Source organism: Arsenophonus sp. aPb (genome assembly GCF_029873475.1).
Taxonomy (GTDB): domain Bacteria; phylum Pseudomonadota; class Gammaproteobacteria; order Enterobacterales; family Enterobacteriaceae; genus Arsenophonus.
In genome coordinates, this window is record NZ_CP123499.1 from 1526442 (window position 1) to 1545474 (window position 19033).

The 19033-nt window shown below is 37.3% G+C and carries 17 protein-coding genes; 13 read left to right on the top strand and 4 right to left on the bottom strand.

The window, feature by feature from the left end; translation table 11 throughout:
* Positions 1 to 12 precede the first annotated feature (12 nt).
* The 4 genes from QE177_RS06795 (at position 13) to QE177_RS06810 (ending at position 5303) form a co-directional block, all read left to right on the top strand.
* Positions 13 to 615: a Slp family lipoprotein gene (locus QE177_RS06795; protein WP_280552118.1), complete on the top strand. Its 603-nt coding sequence runs from the start codon at positions 13 to 15 to the stop codon at positions 613 to 615.
* Positions 616 to 1006: 391 nt separating this feature from the next.
* Complete coding sequence (gene fadD, locus QE177_RS06800; RefSeq protein WP_280552119.1) at positions 1007 to 2722, top strand: long-chain-fatty-acid--CoA ligase FadD; 1716 nt, start codon at positions 1007 to 1009, stop codon at positions 2720 to 2722.
* A gap of 89 nt (positions 2723 to 2811) precedes the next feature.
* Complete coding sequence (gene rnd, locus QE177_RS06805) at positions 2812 to 3936, top strand: ribonuclease D (protein ID WP_280552232.1); 1125 nt, start codon at positions 2812 to 2814, stop codon at positions 3934 to 3936.
* Positions 3937 to 4151: 215 nt separating this feature from the next.
* Positions 4152 to 5303, top strand: a complete 1152-nt coding sequence (locus QE177_RS06810) for a filamentous hemagglutinin N-terminal domain-containing protein (protein ID WP_280552120.1) — start codon at positions 4152 to 4154, stop codon at positions 5301 to 5303.
* 79 nt (positions 5304 to 5382) lie between these two features.
* Here QE177_RS06810 and minE read toward each other — a convergent pair whose 3' ends face one another.
* From minE to minC, 3 genes are read right to left on the bottom strand one after another with little or no spacing between them, the layout of a single operon-like run.
* Entirely contained in the window at positions 5383 to 5649 is a 267-nt protein-coding gene (gene minE, locus QE177_RS06815; protein WP_026822558.1) for a cell division topological specificity factor MinE, read from the bottom strand.
* A gap of 3 nt (positions 5650 to 5652) precedes the next feature.
* Positions 5653 to 6465, bottom strand: a complete 813-nt coding sequence (gene minD / locus QE177_RS06820) for a septum site-determining protein MinD (protein ID WP_180559850.1) — start codon at positions 6463 to 6465, stop codon at positions 5653 to 5655.
* A 22-nt stretch (positions 6466 to 6487) separates the two neighbouring features.
* Positions 6488 to 7174, bottom strand: a complete 687-nt coding sequence (gene minC / locus QE177_RS06825; RefSeq protein ID WP_280552233.1) for a septum site-determining protein MinC — start codon at positions 7172 to 7174, stop codon at positions 6488 to 6490.
* 134 nt (positions 7175 to 7308) lie between these two features.
* Between minC and QE177_RS06830 the strand changes: the two genes are divergently transcribed.
* From QE177_RS06830 to QE177_RS06850, 5 genes are read left to right on the top strand one after another with little or no spacing between them, the layout of a single operon-like run.
* Positions 7309 to 7611 carry a YcgL domain-containing protein gene (locus QE177_RS06830; RefSeq protein WP_280552121.1) on the top strand — a complete coding sequence of 101 codons (303 nt, stop codon included), beginning with the start codon at positions 7309 to 7311 and terminating at the stop codon, positions 7609 to 7611.
* Positions 7612 to 7648: 37 nt separating this feature from the next.
* Positions 7649 to 8731 carry a lytic murein transglycosylase gene (locus QE177_RS06835; RefSeq protein WP_280552122.1) on the top strand — a complete coding sequence of 361 codons (1083 nt, stop codon included), beginning with the start codon at positions 7649 to 7651 and terminating at the stop codon, positions 8729 to 8731.
* 38 nt (positions 8732 to 8769) lie between these two features.
* A complete protein-coding gene (locus tag QE177_RS06840) occupies positions 8770 to 9429 on the top strand; it encodes a fumarylacetoacetate hydrolase family protein (RefSeq protein WP_280552123.1) in 660 nt (219 codons plus the stop codon).
* A gap of 20 nt (positions 9430 to 9449) precedes the next feature.
* Positions 9450 to 9881, top strand: coding sequence for a YcgN family cysteine cluster protein (locus QE177_RS06845; protein ID WP_280552124.1), 432 nt, complete (start codon positions 9450 to 9452; stop codon positions 9879 to 9881).
* 12 nt (positions 9882 to 9893) lie between these two features.
* On the top strand, positions 9894 to 10346 hold the full coding sequence (locus QE177_RS06850) for a GNAT family N-acetyltransferase (RefSeq protein WP_280552125.1): 453 nt from the start codon (positions 9894 to 9896) through the stop codon (positions 10344 to 10346).
* Between the two features lie 298 nt (positions 10347 to 10644).
* Here the strand turns inward: QE177_RS06850 and QE177_RS06855 are convergent, their stop codons facing one another.
* Entirely contained in the window at positions 10645 to 11643 is a 999-nt protein-coding gene (locus tag QE177_RS06855; RefSeq protein WP_280552126.1) for a 2-hydroxyacid dehydrogenase, read from the bottom strand.
* Between the two features lie 220 nt (positions 11644 to 11863).
* Here QE177_RS06855 and QE177_RS06860 point away from each other — a divergent pair, with 220 nt between their 5' ends.
* From QE177_RS06860 to hrpA, 4 genes are all read left to right on the top strand, one after another.
* Positions 11864 to 14485 carry a YdbH family protein gene (locus QE177_RS06860; RefSeq protein WP_280552127.1) on the top strand — a complete coding sequence of 874 codons (2622 nt, stop codon included), beginning with the start codon at positions 11864 to 11866 and terminating at the stop codon, positions 14483 to 14485.
* Positions 14485 to 14679, top strand: a complete 195-nt coding sequence (locus tag QE177_RS06865; RefSeq protein ID WP_280552128.1) for a YnbE family lipoprotein — start codon at positions 14485 to 14487, stop codon at positions 14677 to 14679. Before QE177_RS06860 ends, QE177_RS06865 begins: the two co-directional genes overlap by 1 nt.
* 8 nt (positions 14680 to 14687) lie before the next feature.
* Positions 14688 to 15023 carry a YdbL family protein gene (locus tag QE177_RS06870; protein WP_280552129.1) on the top strand — a complete coding sequence of 112 codons (336 nt, stop codon included), beginning with the start codon at positions 14688 to 14690 and terminating at the stop codon, positions 15021 to 15023.
* Positions 15024 to 15130: 107 nt separating this feature from the next.
* Positions 15131 to 19030, top strand: a complete 3900-nt coding sequence (gene hrpA, locus QE177_RS06875) for an ATP-dependent RNA helicase HrpA (RefSeq protein ID WP_280552130.1) — start codon at positions 15131 to 15133, stop codon at positions 19028 to 19030.
* The last annotated feature ends 3 nt before the right edge of the window (positions 19031 to 19033 follow it).

Below are 19033 nucleotides of genomic sequence, written 5' to 3' on the forward strand. Positions count from 1 at the left end.
TAGAGGTGGTTTATGAAAATAAAGTTAAACTACCAGGTTGCCATAAAGGCTTCTCTGTTGGCTGGTGTTGTTTTATTAACTGGGTGTGTTTCTATTCCTGCTTCAATTAAAGGAACCACGCAAACACCGGTTGAAAATTTATCAGCAGTGCGCGAGGCTCCTGAGCTTTATATTGGTCAAGAAGGGCGCTTTGGCGGTAAGGTGATCTCTGTTTTAAACAGTAATAACCAAACTCGGCTTGAAATTGCAGTGATGCCTTTAAGTAAATATGACGCTGCACCAAGATTAAATACACCGTCAGTAGGACGTATATATGCCTATATCGGCCGTTTTTTAGAGCCCTCTGATTTTAATGGGCGCTATATTACCGTCGTTGGGACAATTACTGGTATTGAATTAGGAAAAATTGATTTAGTTTCCTATCAGTATGTCAAAATTGCAGTATCAGGTTTTCAACGCTGGAATCAAATGCAATCTGTTGTATTACCACCTTCAGGATGGGGATATGGATCGCCATGGTATCCAAATTATCCTAATTCGCCTTATTATTGGAATTGGGGGCCTTGGGGTTATCCTGTTGGTGAGGCTGAAATACGCACTTATCTAACCGAATAATTGTTATTTTTATTAATTAGCCAGGGTAAATGTATCAAAATATTTACCCTGGCTAGTTTTATGTTGAGCAAAATTTTGCCGTGCTATTCAGAGCGGTTGTGCACTAAAATGGTAAAAGGCTTTAGGTTTTTTCGTGAAAAAGCCAAGTAGTGTATAATTGATATTATATATAATTATTTTGCTAACCTTTATAATTAACTGAAAAATAATCAAAACATAGCAACTGATAAGTTAGCTTAGCTTAAACTTATTCGAGATTTGAAATTAAATAGTGATACATATCTCAGCATTAATACAGAACGGTTCTCAAACTAGTATGCTGAGTTAGTATTTTGTTAACAAATTAATTTTTGTCGGTTACTTCACTTAGTTTCAAATCAGGAGTATTACAGTGGAAAAAATCTGGCTAAAAAATTATCCATCAGATGTACCGGCAGAAATTGCACCGGTATCTGAAACATCATTAGCAGACTTATTAGAAAATATGGTTACTCAATATGCTGATCGCCCAGCTTTTATTAATATGGGCGAAATAATGACCTATCGTAAGCTGGAAGAACGTAGTCGAGCGTTTGCGGCTTATTTACAAAATGGTTTAGGTCTACAAAAAGGCGATCGTATTGCACTTATGTTGCCTAATTTATTACAGTATCCGGTCGCACTTTTTGGTATTTTACGTGCAGGTATGGTCGTCGTTAATGTTAATCCGCTTTATACGCCAAGAGAATTAGAACATCAACTCAATGATAGTGAGGCCATTGCAATTGTCATCGTATCAAATTTTGCTCATACATTAGAAAAAGTGGTTTTTAATACAAAAGTTAAACATGTCATTCTGACACGTTTAGGCGATCAACTTTCTCGGCCAAAGGCAACTATTATTGATTTTGTTGTTAAATATATAAAACGCTTGGTACCTAAATATTATTTGCCACAAGCGATCTCTTTTCGCCGTGTGATGCAATTGGGATATCGTATGCAATATGTCAAACCTGAAATTTCTGGCGAAGATTTGGCTTTTCTCCAGTATACCGGCGGAACTACTGGTGCAGCGAAAGGGGCGATGCTTACCCATTATAATATGTTGGCGAATGTTGAGCAGGGCAGAGCAACTTACCTGCCAGCTATGCAGTTAGGTAAAGAAATTATTGTGACGGCGTTGCCGCTGTATCATATTTTTGCCTTAACCGTAAATTGTTTATTATTTGTTAAGATTGGTGGTACAAATTTACTAATCACTAATCCGCGGGATATTGCAGCAACGGTCAAAGAACTTGCTCGTTATCCTTTTACTGGCATTACAGGGGTTAATACATTATTTAATGCCTGGTTACGTAATGAAGAATTTAGAAAGCTAAATTTTTCACATTTGCATGTTTCTATCGGTGGAGGAATGCCGGTACAAAAGGCGGTGGCAGAAGAGTGGCAACAAATAACGGGCAAGTGTTTACTGGAGGGCTATGGCTTAACTGAGTGCTCGCCATTAGTAACAGTTAATCCATACAATTTAGATCGATATAATGGTAGTATTGGTTTTCCTATGCCTTCAACTGATGTTAAGTTTGTTGATAACAATGGTAATGAAGTTCCAATTGGCCAGCCTGGTGAGATGTTGGTGCGTGGTCCTCAAGTCATGAAGGGTTACTGGCGCTCTCCTAATATGACTGACGAAGTGCTGCAGGATGGTTGGTTAGCAACCGGTGATATTGCAACAATCGATGGAAAAGGATTTATCAAAATTGTTGATCGCAAAAAGGATATGATCTTGGTTTCTGGTTTTAATGTTTATCCAAGTGAAATTGAAGAAGTTATCTCTAATCATCCCAAAGTCATTGAAAATGCAGCAATTGGCGTGATAGATGAAAATACCGGTGAAGCAGTAAAAGTCTTTGTGGTATCAAGTGATCCGAATTTGACTGCCGATGATTTAAAAATATTTTGTCGTCAATATTTGACCGCCTATAAGGTACCTAAATTTTTTGAATTTCGTAGTACTGAATTACCCAAATCAAATGTAGGTAAAATATTACGGCGACAATTAAGAGAAGAAGAGCAGAAAAAATATCAAAATTCCTCAGAAAATCATCAAGTAACACAGACATTATAAAGTTAATTTAGCTAATTAGAAAAACAACATCGGTTGCGTGATGAGCTAAACCGATGTTGTTAAAAATAAATCATAAAGAGAAAGACGTTTTGAATTATCAGTTGATTACGACAGATGACCAACTTAAGGAAGTTTGTCAAGCAGCATCTAAAGCTAACAAAATAGCATTAGATACAGAATTTGTGCGGGTAAAAACTTATTATCCACAGCTTGGTCTCATTCAGTTATATGATGGTGAGCAACTTTCATTAATTGATCCTATTGCCATTACTAATATGGAGCCGTTTAAAAATTTATTAACAGATGGCAAAGTTACTAAAATCTTACATGCCGGTAGTGAGGACATAGAAGTATTTTTTCATTATTTGGCTTGTGTGCCACAACCGATGTTAGATACCCAGATCATGGCGGCATTTGTTGGCCATCCAATTTCAAGCGGTTTTGCTAACTTAGTGAATGAATATTTAACTATTGCATTAGATAAGAGTGAATCACGTACGGACTGGCTTGTTCGGCCGTTGAGTGATAAACAGTGTCAATATGCGGCCGCTGATGTGTTTTTTTTATTACCTTTAGCCGAAAAACTACAACAGCTTATTGATAAATTAGGCTATCTACCGGCTGTAACTGATGAATGCCAGCGTATTTTATTGCGTCGGCAAGAGATATTAACCCCGGCAGAAGCATATAAAAGTGTCAAAAATAGTTGGCAACTGCGGGCTCAACAGCTGGCTTGTCTTAAACAATTAGCCGCCTGGCGTCTTAACCAGGCTCGTCGACGTGATCTGGCGATCAATTTTGTTGTTAGAGAAGAACATCTGTGGAAAATAGCGCGTTACTTACCTAACTCTTTAGCGGAACTACAGACAATAGGGCTAACTGGACAAGAGATCCGATGTCATGGTCAGGATTTATTGCAAATCGTTACCAAGTGTCAGGCCCTTGAAGAAAAAGCGTGCCCACAGCCACTTTATCATCTTATTGATCACCCTAAATATCGAGAAGCTTTTAAGGCAGTAAAAACATTAACCAAACAAATTGGTGAGCAACAAAAATTGAATACTGAGTTATTAGCCTCGCGACGTCAAATTAATCAGTTATTGGCAGTTCATTGGGGATTAAAAAAGAGCCATAATACACCAGATCTGCTTGCTGGATGGCGTGGTCAACTATTAACTGATCATTTGAAACAATTATTAGCATTATATTGTTAGCGTGTAAATATACATTTACGGACAAATCAGTTACTTAGTCCGTAATAAATTTTGAATTAAATTTGTATAAGGTATCGTCTAATTAATTTAAACCGATATCTTGAAATATTAGAGATAAAATATCTTTCCTTTCTGTATTTCTCTTTCTATTAATTAAAATAAATTTTTTATAAAAAATATTATTTTATCATAACTATCTTAATGAAGAGGATGCAATGAAAAAAACATTAATATTTATAATAATGACGATAATGGTTTTTAATATTTATGCAGATGATATTTATCTTGTAAAAGAAAAAATACCAATTGAAGATAACAAATTAAAAAATAATAATAAATATAGAGATGAGGGAACATATATAATTATTGATAAAAATAATATAAAAAATTCTGCCGCGAGTATTACTAAATATAAAGATTATAGCAAATTAAATAACTTATTACCTGATTGTGCTAATAAATCAAAACCCGTTATTAATATTAATCCTGTTGATAATAAAGGGGTATCGCATATTTTTTTTAACAAAATGGATATAGGTAAGGAAGGAATTTACTTCAATAATAATATTGAACATAGCGCTAAGTTAATTATTGCTGAAATTAATAGTAATAAAAAAACTAAGCTTTTTGGTGAGTTAGCCATTTTGGGCTCTAAAACTGCGCTTATTATTGCTAACCCAGAGGGAATTAATTGTAAGAGTTGTTCATTTTTCGGCACTGATCGTGTTACTTTGCTGGTAGGAAAAATTAATAGTGATCAATATCAAAAAATAGGTGATATTAAATTATTTCAATCAATGAATAAATCAATGCGTTTTTCGGGAAATATTAATTTTAAAAATATTAAGGATGTTGAGGTATTGGCTTATAATAATATAATAAATGCGAATACCCAGATTAAAGCAAACAGAATAACTTATCGAACAGGTAGTATGCCATTTTTTATAGAATATGATCATATTAATAGTAAAAATGCGCATACAAATTTAGCTCATTTTAAACCTTGGTTGGTTCATGATTTTGGTTATTCAAAATTTCTAGTAAAAAAAGGTAGCCAAATAAGTGCCAATGAAATAAATATTTATGTAACAGGTGGCTCATTTAGAAATGAAGGTGAGATAGATATTAATTCATTATTTTATTTTAATGTTTATAAAACAAGAGATATTAATGAAGTTATTAATCGAATAACAAAAGATTATCAATTTAATAATAAGGTAGTAAGTCAACATGAGATTTTAAGGCAAGCCAAGAAAAATTATGGCATCGTTAATAGAGGAAAAATAATGGCAGATGATTTTATTAATGGAAATTTTTTTACTAGCGAAATGATAAACGCAGGTAGTGGAACTATAATAATCAAGTAAAAAAGATATTTATTTTTAAATTATTATATTAGATGCCCATCACTTTTGATGGGCACTTTGGTGTTAAAAACTGGCTATTTTATTTTTTTTCGTCCATTTCCGGTAAAGTTACATTTAACTCTAAAACCGAGATATCATCATCTTTTTGTTCAAATTGTACCGTGAGCATTTCCGGATCAATTTGGACATATTTGCAGATTACCTTTAAAATATCACGTTTCATTGCGGGTAGGTAAGCCGGCCCACAGTCATTACGTCGGCGTTCGGCAACAATAATTTGTAGCCTTTCCTTGGCAATATTGGCCGTTGATTTTTTTTTCGATAGGAAAAAATCTAATAAGGCCATGTTTTATCCTCCAAACAAGCGCTTTAAGAAGCCTTTTTTTTCTTCTTCAATAAAACGAATAGGGCGATTTTTACCTAAAATTCGGTCAACACAGTCACTGTATGCTTTGCCTGCATCGGATTTAGGATCAAGAATAACAGGTTCTCCTTGGTTAGAGGAACGTAAAACGGATTGATCTTCAGGGATCACACCAATAAGTGGGATACATAGAATTTCAAGTACGTCCTCCATACTCAGCATATCACCATGGGTGACCCGACCTGGATTATAACGGGTAAGCAAAAGTTGCTCCTTGATGGGTTCTTCGCCACGTTCTGCACGGCGTGATTTAGAAGCGATAATACCAAGAATGCGATCTGAATCACGAACAGAAGAGACTTCAGGGTTGGTGGTAATAATTGCTTCGTCGGCGAAATAAAGTGCCATCAATGCACCACTTTCAATGCCTGCGGGGGAATCGCAGATAATGAATTCGAAATCTAATTTTTTCAGTCCATTTAGCACTTTTTCAACGCCTTCGCGTGTTAATGCATCTTTATCACGCGTTTGTGAAGCAGGAAGTATATGAAGATTTTCAGTCCTTTTATCCTTAATAAGTGCTTGATTGAGCGTGGCATCACCTTGGATCACGTTTACAAAATCATATACTACGCGGCGTTCGCATCCCATAATTAAATCGAGGTTACGCAGACCAATATCAAAATCGATCACAACGGTTTTTTTCCCTCTCTGGGCCAGGCCGGTAGCAATGGCTGCGCTGGATGTGGTTTTACCTACGCCACCTTTACCCGAGGTTACAACAATAATGCGTGCCATGGAGTCATTCCTGTAATAAGGTCTAAATGATATTATCAATCGTCAATTCATTATTTACCAAACAAAGTCTAGCTGCTTTCCCAATAAAATCAGCAGGAATTTGTTCACTTAACCAAAATTGGCCAGCAATAGAAATTAATTCAGCTTGTAAGTGGGTACAGTAAATTTGACAATTATTATCGCCAGATGCGCCGGCAAGAACTCTACCTCGCATCATTCCATAAATATGTATATTGCCATCAGCGATCAATTCAGCACCAGCACTAACATTAGCGTTAACAATCAAATCACAATTAGCTGCATATATGCGTTGGCCTGAACGAACGTGGGTGGAAATAATACGAGTCTTGCCATGTTCAGTGGTAGCTATATTGGCAGTTTTTTGATTTTGTGTTTTTTGATTTTGGCCTTCACTAAGTAAAGGTAGACCAATATCAGTAATAGCTTGGCGCAATTTGGTATTGGTACATCCACTGACACCGACTATCTTTAAACCTGCCTCACTAATAATTTTATAGCAAGATAAAATAGTATTTGCATCTAATAGACCAGTAACATTGAAAACAACAGGGGCATTTCTCAAAAACTCAGGCGCTTGGTCAATTTTTTCCTGAATTGCTTTTTTAATAGCCTCAGGATCTTCATCAAGAATATGAAGAACGGTGAGAGTGAAGCTACTGCCTTTTAGTTCGATTGATGATTGTGCCATCTGAATTCGACTCAGCATATTGAACTGATCCATAGTGGAATTTTGGATGATGATATTAGGAAATACAATATTATGTTATAGTTACTTAGTTAGTCCGGCAAGTCAAACATGTTAATAAAAAAGAGCTAAATTGAATGTTTTGTGTAGTTTATTGTAGTGCAAAAAAAGAACAAACTTATCTTTTTGTAGAAAAAAAAGACAATTTTTCACGAGTTCCTAAACCATTATTACAGCAATTTGGTACTCCCCGATTTGTCATGACCCTCTGTTTGACAGAACGCCAAAAATTAGCCAATGCTGATATTGACAGGGTTAAAAGGGAACTCATCGAGGTTGGTTATTATCTCCAGTTTCCGCCTCCGGTTGAAAATATAATGGAAGATTATGGCTACCTAATTGATAAATTGGAAACTCAACTACTGGCAGAGCAACAATAAGATAATACTGAATTAAAAATTTTTGAGGATTATCTGTATGAGACTCAAACTTATTTATCTAGTAATTGGTAGTTTCTTATTAATAGGTGATTTGCTCATAGCAATGCTGCCTAAAGTGGTTTTATTAATATCAGTACCGCAAGCAATAGCTGCGCCATCCAGTGAAATTTCGTTAGGTAAGGCATTTCCGCATAAAAAACGTAGCCTGGCTGAATTTCCCGCTTATGTTGCCTATTTAAAGCAAATGGCAAGGCAACAAGGTATAAGCGAAGCAACGATTGCAAGGGCTTTCACCAATATTTATTTTGTTCAGCGAATAGTGGCCGCAGATCGTGGACAACCGGAAAGGCGTGCTAGCGTCAATTTAGAAAATTATTTACAAAAAGTTTTACCATCATCACGTGTCAGTATGGCAATACAGCAATACCATAATAATAGGAACCAATTGGAGATAACGAGTAAGCGGTTTGGTATTCCGGTGCAATATATTGTTGCGCTTTGGGGATTAGAGAGTAAATTTGGTGAAATGCAAGGACAAGAAGATGTAATTTTTGCATTAGTAACATTATCTTTTGATGGCCGTCGAGAACGTTTTTTTAGTAAACAACTGATGGCTGCACTCAAAATTATGGACAATGGGTATGTGCCGAGAAACCGTCGTTTAAAAGGTTCTTGGGCCGGTGCAATGGGACAAACGCAGTTTATGCCCACTTCTTTTCTACAATATGCTATAGATGGTAGCGGTAATGGTCAGATTGATATCTGGCACAACAAAGCAGATGTTTTTGCTTCAATTGCTAATTACCTTAAGTATGAAGGCTGGCAAACCTATTTACCTTGGGGTACACAGGTTAAGTTACCAACAGGTTTCGATATTGGTTTGGCTGGGGTAAAGAAAAACGGTAAATCCGTTGAGCAATGGAAAAAACTTGGCGTAGAAGTTCCTGTGATGGCTAATTTAGCGTTACCTACCCCGACTTGGTTAATTATTCCAAAAGATCCGCAAGGTAGGATCTATCTTGTGACAGATAATTTTCGCACTATCATGCATTGGAATCGCTCTTACTATTTTTCATTATCTGTTTGTTTAATGGCTGATGGTATTGCTCAACAAATATAATAAATTGAGTATAGCGAACAATAAATAGGAGTAAGTTTATGTATCAGCATCATGATTGGCAGGGAGCTTTGCTTGATGTATCGGCTAATAAAGTGGTTTGTGTAGGTAGTAATTATGCCGAACATGTGCAAGAAATGAGCGGGAAGCAGCATAAAGAGCCGGTCATTTTTATTAAGCCGGAAACTGCGCTTTGTGATATTACACAACCAATTTTGCTGCCAAAAGGGCTAGGGACGGTACATCATGAAATCGAGTTAGCCGTTTTGATTGGTACAACATTGAAACAGGAAAATGATCTAGAGAGAATTAAAACAGCAATTAAAGGGTTTGCTGTAGCACTTGATTTGACATTACGTGATTTACAGCAAACATTAAAAGCATCTGGCCAGCCATGGGAAAAATCCAAAGCCTTTGATGGCGCATGTCCAATATCTGGATTTATTGCTGCTCATGAGTTTGGTAACCCCCAAAAAGCACGCTTAAGTTTGTTGGTTAATGACCAAATACGACAGGAAGGGAATACCGCCGATATGCTGACAGCCATATTACCTTTGATCAGTTATATATCGCGTTTTTTTACTTTACGACCAGGTGATGTTATTTTGACTGGCACACCCAAAGGTGTTGGCCCACTAAAAGTTAATGACGAACTTACCCTTCATTTAAACGATCGTGTATTAAAAACACGTGTTATCTAATAAGAGGATTTTTATTTTATATGTCTCAACCTTTTTGGCAGCGCAAAACCTTAGAACAGATGACCGATGTAGAGTGGGAATCATTATGTGACGGTTGTGGGCAATGCTGTATGCATAAATTACTGGATGCAGATAGCGATGAAATTTATTTGACCAACGTGGCATGTGATCAATTAAATCTTAAAACCTGTCAGTGCAAACACTATGCAGAAAGATTTCGTTATGAACCAGATTGTATCAAACTAACACGGGATAATTTGGCTACCTTTCGTTGGTTACCGCTCACTTGTGCCTATCGTTTAATTGCGGAAGGAAAATCGCTGCCAGCCTGGCATCCATTAAAAACCGGTTCAAAATTAGCTATGCATCAGGCCAAAATATCTGTTCGGCATATTGCTGTTAGAGAAATTGAAGTGATGGATTGGGAAGATCATATTATTAATACCATTTGATGTTAGAAAAAAATGACAAACCATAATTTAGAGCAATTTGTAAGATTAGCTAATGTTAATGATATTGCGTCACTTTTTGCTATTCGAACCAGTGTAAAAGAAAATCACCTTTCCAGAAAACAACTTATTGATAAAGGAATTACGCCTGACACATTACGCGATATTTTGCTGTCGGCTCCTTGTGCTTGGATTGCGGAAATGGCTGGCAATCCTATCGGCTTTTCTATGGCCAATAGGCAGCAAGGCAATATTTTTGCTTTATTTGTTCGTCCTGAGTTTGCCGGGCAAGGTTTTGGTAAAACTTTATTGACCAAAGCTGAAACATTTCTTTTTCAACAACATAAAAAAATTTGGTTAACGACTGATGCGGCAAGTCGTGCCTGCGGTTTTTATCAAAAACTGGGTTGGTTGCCGGTTGAGAATTTACAAAATGGAGAAATACGATTTGAAAAGTTGATTGATTAATATTTGCAATCTCTTTATCCAGTTAATAACCTCAAATTTACAGCACCAACAGTATTGCTGTGATAGCAGTTAATGCTGCTAATTCGCTCAATTAAATAAAAATTAATTATCAATTATGATAGTTACGATTACTGGCGTATAAAGGCAAGAATTAGGTTATCAGCGGTTGCTGGTTGTATTTAGCACCTTGAACTATTCATAGGTTGACTAGCCATAGTTTTGCTATGAGTGCTATAAAACACTCATGGCAATAACCTGATAGAAATCGTATTAATAAATATTGATGTAATGTTAAGAATTAACCTTCAATTTCATTAGCACACGGCTTTCCTTGAGCGATCTGTTTAATATTTTGTAGGGTTGTTTCGCTAATATTATTGAGCGCTTCTTCGGTTAAAAAAGCTTGGTGGCCAGTGAATAGAACGTTGTGGCAGGCAGATAAACGGCGAAAAACGTCATCCTGGATCACATCATTCGATTTATCTTCGAAAAATAGCTCACGTTCATTTTCGTATACATCCATACCTAAGGCGCCAACTTTTTGTTTTTTTAGTGCTTCTATGGCAGCATTAGAATCAATTAAACCGCCGCGGCTAGTATTAATCACCATAACCCCATCTTTCATTTTATTGAAGGATTGTTCGTTAAGTAAATGATGATTTTCCTTTGTTAATGGACAATGAAGGCTAATAATATCTGAATGCTTTAATAGAGTATCTAAATCAACATATTTAGCACCAAGTTTTAATACTGCTTCACTAGGATAGGGGTCATAGGCAAGTAATTTCATACCAAACCCCTTAAGAATACGTAATGTCGCTAAACCGATTTTCCCTGTACCGATAATGCCAGCGGTACGATTATGCATGTTAAAACCGGTTAATCCTTCCAGTGAAAAATTGGCATCCCGAGTACGTTGGTACGCACGGTGAATACGTCTATTTAAACAAAGCATTAAACCCACTGTATGTTCAGCAACAGCCTCGGGAGAATAAGCGGGTACGCGCACAACTTGAATAGCCAGTTTTTTTGCTGCCGCTAAATCGACGTTATTAAATCCGGCACAACGTAAAGCTAAAATTTTGACCTCCAACTTCGCCAACTCTTTAAGGACTGCGCGACTGGCATCATCATTAACAAATATACAAACAGCATCAGCGCCAGCGGCATTTTTAGCTGTTTGTGGTGTGAGTGGAAAATCAAAGTATTCAATATCAAAATTAAAATTACCCTTTTTGTTGATTTGATCGAAATGAAGGCGGTCGTATTGTTTTGTACTATAAGAAACGACTTTCATTGCAGGCTCCAATATAAAATGAGTATAACTTTTGTATCTGTAGCGATAAATGTGCTGGCTGTTAATAGAATGGCACAAATAGAGAATAATATGAATTGATGGATAAAAATTTGTTGATATTATCGTTAACGCAGGTGATCAAGTATCAATATGATGGATGAAAATTAAAAATCCATTATTATGGTTTTAGTAAGGTTGATCTAAACAAAGGGATAGTAAAATGACTAAATTAATAAAATATATTATTTTGCTATTCATTATCTTGCTTTTTATTGCTATTACCAGTTGGCTTACGTTACCTAATTGGTTACCTAGAATTAGTCAACTATGGTTACCCAAAGGTGCAACCTTGTCATTGACTTTACCAAAAATCACGCGTAAAGGAATTGTTGTCGCCGATATAAACATTGCGCTAGACCGCTGTGAATGGGTCAAGATAAATCAATTAATCGTTTCTCCCGCTGCTAAATGGCCAACAAAATGGATAATTCATGCTCAATCTTTAATGAGTGACAATAATTGCTTATCTCAGTTAAAAGATGATCAAACAGCACAAGGTCAAATAGATATAAAACAGATCCTAACAGCAATCCCGTCATTGGAATTAACTATTGAGCAACTCGTTTTACATCCTTGGCCTTTTTTGGCTGGAAAACTTCAGTTACAAGTAAGCCAAAGTCATCACTTAGATATCAATTATCAAGGTGAAAATATACAACTTGTCGCACGAACAACAGCGGCAGATTATTTCAATATAGAGCATTTTTTTCTTCGATTGAATGAAGATACGGTTAATTTAACCGGTAATGTCGCGCTACCATTGAGTTCAACACTCATACCAGTAGATGGAAAAATTGACGTAATTTTAATTACTAATCGTTATGCTAAACCGCTAGTTGGGCAGTTAAGTTGGTCAAATCGCTCAGGTATTTTGCAATTAACAGAACAACAGTCGCAAAGACCATTACTCGATCTGCCTTGGCAATTAGATGATAAGCTTTTGACTATTAAGGAAGGAAAATGGCGTTGGCAAAATGGTGATCAATTATTATCAGGAAAAATCGATTTTCAGCTAGCTAATTGGCGTGACAGTTTAACGAATATGCGTATTAGTGGTCGCGCTAATATGCTGACAACCGGGGGAAAAGGCAAAGCTAATTTAGTGCTTACTGTTGAGCAGGGTAAATTAGATTGGCTAAAAAGTCATATTCCATTTCATTTAATGGGACAGATTAAGATTAATGATCTGATTGTTGATATGCGAGTACCAACCTTGGTTTCTGGTCCATTGCTCTCGCCACGTATTACTTTTTTACCATCATCATTAATCCGAATGTATGGCAAGATAAATAAAACATTAACCCTTAACGAACTACGTTTGCCACTAGCGGGCACTTATTTGACGGCACAAGGCGTAACTGGTCGTTTGCAGGCAATTGCAACGACAACAGATAGTTATTGGGGTAAAGTAAAATTACATTTTGATGGTCAAGCCAATAATTTTAAACCAGACCAAGGTCAATGGCGATGGCATTATTGGGGAAATGCCCAGTTGCATCCCCTTAAAGCTAATTGGGATCTTAGTGGTGATGGTTATTGGATTAACTCTTTACTGGTTGTAAACAGATTGAATACCGGATTTGATAAAATTCAGTATGGCACGCTCAATATGATTCAACCCCGTTTAACACTTTTAAAACCATTAAAATGGCAACGCGATGCTAAACAAGCTAACTTTGCCGGTGAACTTATTTTACATACTGATAGAATAGAATTTGGTAATGAGAGCTTTTTGCCTGCCTCAACAATCTCAGCTAAATTAATTGGCCGGAATCCAGCTGATTTTCAATTAACCGGTGCACTCTCAGCACAACAATTCGGTCCGATCCCATTTTTTATTCGTTGGGATGGCATAAGATTACGCGGAAATGCCCGTTGGCAAAAGCAGAGTGTCTTAGCTTTTCAATCTTTGATCCCGCCAGATTTAGCTATCACTTTGCGAGAAGGTAATTTTTATGCTCAGGCGGCGTTTTCGGTGGCACGAGATCAAGGAGTGATTGCTGGTGGACATTGGTCGGTTGCTAATGCTGGATTATGGTTAAAAGATGGTAGTGTTAATGGAATTGATTTTATTTTACCGTGGCGTTTACAAAATAGTCGCTGGCAGTTGGGCACTAAATTGCCAGTAAAAATTAGGATCAAACAGATTAAGAGTCTGTTTGATATGCAAAATATAGCGGCCGATCTGTATGGTTATTATCCGGCAACTGCACAATTTCCCTTAGAGCTACGGCAAGTTAACATTGATCTGTTAGGTGGTGCTGTTCGATTGGCTACGTTGCGTTGGCCACAAATAGCACCAGCCATACTGACTATTGATCGGATAGATTTAAGTCAACTATTAACTCGCCTTAGAACCTCTTCTCAGGTTGCGATGTCAGGAAAAATTAGTGGTCAATTACCTTTCTTTCTGGATAATCCCGATTGGATCGTGAAAGAAGGGTGGTTAACAAATTCAGGCAATATTACTTTAAGATTAGGAAAAGAGTTAGTGGATTCTATCGGTGAAAATAATTTATCTGCTAGAGTTGCTATGGCATGGTTACGTTATTTGGAAATAAATCGAAGTCAAGCCAAAATTAGCCTGAGTAATCTGGGGGATATTAACATCAATGCTCAAATTTATGGTTTTAATCCTTTAGAGAGTAAAAATCGGCAAGTTCATTTAAATTATTGCCATCAAGAAAATATCTTTCAATTGTGGCGCAGTTTACAGTTTGGTAATAATTTGGGTGATTGGTTAGAAAAAAATATTTCGATTAAAAAAGGTGAAAACCAGTAATGAAAACGCAAATTTGGTATATGCTGATGTTGTCAGCGGCATTTTTATCAACAAGTTGTGTTCGGTTAGAAGTAGCAACACCGGATAAGCCAATAAATATTAATATGAATGTCAAAATTGAACATGAAATTAAAATTAAAGTTGATCGTCAGGTTGAGGGATTACTAAAAAATAATAGCGATCTTTTTGGATAACAGATGATATGATAAAAAAATATATTTTACCTTGTTTATTGATATTAATGAGTGTTGTTGTCAGTTTTCCCGCGCTAAGCTTGTCAATTAGCGAGGCTAAGCAGCGTGGGCTGGTTGGTGAAACACTAACTGGTTATCTGGCAGCCGTGGTAAAAGATAATGCTGAAGTGAACGCATTGGTCAATAGTATTAATCAGGCTCGTGAACAAAAATACGCTGAAATTGCGCAAAGTAACCAACTTAAGACGGAGCAAGTGGCAAAAATAGCTGGCGAAAAATTAATAGATGGGGCAAAAAAGGGTGAATATGTGTTAGGTATAAATGGCCGCTGGACACAAAAATAAGTTACTATAACACCCTATTATTTGGGCAAAGATGAGTAAGTGTTAGTTATGTCGTGTTTTGATGATCAACTCAGCAAACAAGCCTCTTCAGTAAGGTCTTATTAAAAGTGAAATCTGATTTAACAACACTATACGCTGATATTGATCAGCTATTATTGCGTGATCAATTGTTATTAAGAAAGCGCTTAGCCGGGATAAAGAAGATAAAAAATGAAAAATCCCGCCAATCGATTATTGAATTAGTTAAAACGGATATCGTCACTGGACAAAAAAAAATCGCCAATCGGCAAAGGGCTCGTCCAACAATTATTTATCCAGAAAATCTACCTGTTATTGAGAAAAAACAGGCAATATATCAGGCGATTCGTGATCATCAAGTCGTCATTATTGCTGGCGAAACGGGGTCGGGCAAAACAACTCAGATCCCAAAAATTTGTCTAGAACTTGGCCGAGGAGTAAAAGGCTTAATTGGCCATACCCAACCTCGCAGATTGGCTGCTCGCTCGGTGGCTAACAGGATTGCAGAAGAGCTTAATGTTCCATTAGGTAGTGCTGTTGGTTATAAAGTTCGTTTTAATGATCAGATAGGCGATAATACGTTCATTAAGTTAATGACAGATGGAATTTTATTAGCAGAATTACATAATGATAAATTATTACTGCAATATGACACGATAATTATCGATGAGGCGCATGAACGTAGCTTAAATATTGATTTCATTTTGGGTTATTTGCGTCAATTGTTACCTAAACGTCCTGATTTAAAAGTTATTATCACATCCGCGACCATCGATCCCGAGCGTTTTTCCCAACATTTTGCTCACGCGCCGATTGTTGAGGTATCGGGAAGAACTTATCCAGTAGAAGTTAGATATCGGCCCATTATTGGTGAGAGCAACGATAGTAGTCGCGATCAGCTTGATGGCATAATTGATGCGATTGATGAATTAAGTCAACAAGCTATCGGCGATATTTTGATTTTTATGAGTGGTGAGCGTGAGATCCGAGATACGGCCGAAGCGCTTAATAAACTGAATTTAAAGCATACAGAAATATTACCGCTTTTTGCGCGCTTATCTAACAGTGAACAAAACCGTATTTTTCAATCTCATTCAGGCAGAAGGATCGTATTAGCGACCAACGTAGCAGAAACCTCATTGACCGTTCCAGGTATTAAATATGTAATTGATACCGGTTATGTGCGTATTAGCCGTTATAGTTATCGCACAAAAGTACAACGTTTGCCGATCGAACCGATTTCACAAGCTTCTGCTGAACAACGTAAAGGACGATGTGGCCGTGTCTCTGCGGGGATCTGTATTCGCTTGTACTCGGAAGAAGATTTTTTAGCTCGACCATTGTATACCGATCCTGAAATTTTACGTACCAATCTTGCTTCGGTTATTTTACAGATGATGGCGGTCGGATTAGGTGATATCAATCAATTTCCTTTTATTGAAATGCCTGATAAGCGCAATATTCAAGATGGTATTCGCTTACTTGAGGAACTAAACGCCATTGCCAATAAAAGCGTTGATGGCGATTTTCAACTGACGCAAATTGGCCGTCAACTGGCACAACTCCCGCTCGATCCGCGGTTAGGTCGTATGGTTTTAGAGGCGAGGAAACATGGCTGTGTACGTGAGATAATGGTGATCAGTTCTGCACTTTCTATCCAGGATCCTCGCGAAAGGCCATTAGATAAACAACAAATTGCAGATGAAAAGCATCATCGTTTTATCGATAAACGTTCGGACTTTCTAGCGTACCTAAATTTATGGGATTTTGTTAAACAGCAACAAACTATTTTATCCAATGCGCAATTTCGTAAGCAATGTAAACAGGATCTACTTAATTTTATGCGCTTAAGGGAGTGGCAGGACATTTATAGCCAGTTGCGCCAGGTGATTAAAGAATTAGGTATTGCTATCAACAGCGAACCTGCTGATTATCAGGCTATTCATATTTCGCTACTTGCCGGTCTGCTTTCTCATATCGGTCAAAAAGGGGCGGATAAAGCTGACTTTTTGGGCGTCCGAAATGCACGATTTATGATTTTTCCTGCTTCCAGTTTATTTAAAAAACCACCTAAATGGGTCATGGTGGCAGAATTAGTTGAAACCAATAAACTTTGGGGTCGTATTGCGGCGATAATCGAGCCTGACTGGATAGAACCACTGGCCGGGCATTTAGTGAAATATCATTACAGCGAGCCACACTGGTCAAAAAAGCAAGGTGCTGTTATGGCGTCGGAAAGTGTCACCCTATTGGGTTTACCTATTGTGGCGGGTCGTCAAGTTAATTACAGTAAGATTGACCCATTATTATGTCGTGAGCTTTTTATTCGCCATGCACTAGTTGAGGGAGACTGGCGAACTAGCCACACTTTTTACCAACAAAACTTAACATTATTAGCTGAAGTGGAAGAGCTAGAGCATAAATCTCGTCGACGCGATATCGTAGTTGACGATGATGCGCTCTTTGATTTTTATGAACAGCGAATTGGCAGTCAGGTTGTCTCATCTCGTCATTTTGATCGCTGGTGGAAACAAGTTAGTAAAGCACAGCCTGACTTGCTGACATTCAATAAAGATATGCTAATGAGGGAAACGGCTAATAAGGTTACCCTAGCAGAATATCCCAATTATTGGCAACAAGAAGCACTTAAATTGCCGTTAACATATCAGTTTGAACCTGGCAGTGCGGCTGACGGTGTAACCGTTCATATTCCATTATCGCTACTTAATCAAATGAAAGATGAGGGTTTTGACTGGCAAATACCGGGATTACGCGAAGAACTAGTTATAGCGTTGATCAAATCATTACCTAAATCGTTACGGCGTAACTTTGTGCCGGCGCCAAATTATGCGCAAGCATTTTTACAACGGCTACCTACTCCACAGGGAAAATTGTTAGATTGCCTAACGCGAGAGTTGCGACTTATGACGGGGGTTAGTATTGATGCCGAGGCCTGGCCGTGGGATCAATTGCCTTCGCATCTGAAAATGACCTTTCGCATTGTCGATGAAAATAACCAGACTATTGCCGAAAGCCGTGATCTAACAGCATTAAAAATAAAATTAAAACAACAAGTTCAACAAACATTATCTGCGGTTATTAACAATAGCATAGAGCAAAGTGGGTTACATATATGGAGTTTCGGTGATCTACCTCAACTTTATGAGCAAAAGCGTGGGAGTTATCTCGTTAAAGCTTATCCGGCGCTGGTAGATGAAAAAAATAGTGTTGCAATCCGCATGTTTGAAACTCAATTAGAGCAAAAACAGGCGATGAATAAAGGATTAAGGCGACTACTATTACTCAATATTCCCTCACCAATAAAATACCTACATGAAAAATTGCCAAATAAATCCAAATTGGGACTCTATTTCAATCCTTTTGGCAAAGTTCTTGAACTAATAGATGATTGTATCAGCTGCGGGGTCGACAAATTAATTGCTCAATTTGGTGGACTGGTATGGACAGCAGAAGACTATCAGCGATTGCAAATTTATGTTCGTGCTGAGCTTAATGCTGTCGTGGTTGAGATTGCTAAACAGGTTGAAATAATTTTAACTCGCGTGTTTGCAATTAATAAGCGTTTAAAAGGGCGGGTAGATATGCATTTGGCATTGCCATTTTCTGATATTAAAACCCAACTTAGCGGATTAATATTTAAAGGTTTTGTTACCTCTCATAGTTGGCAAAAACAGCCTGATATTATTCGTTATCTCAATGCGATAGAGCGTCGTTTGGAGAAATTAGTTATTGATCCCAACCGTGATCGGGCGCATATGGTACGTATTGAGGATATTAAACAGCAATGGCAGAGTTGGCTAGCTAAGCTGCCAATTGCACAAAGACAACAACCTGAAGTACAAGCAATATACTGGATGATAGAAGAGTTGCGCGTAAGCCTATTTGCTCAACAGCTGGGCACACCTTATCCTATTTCCGATAAACGTATTCTACAAGCTATGGTACAAATTTCATTATTGCCTGAGTGATAC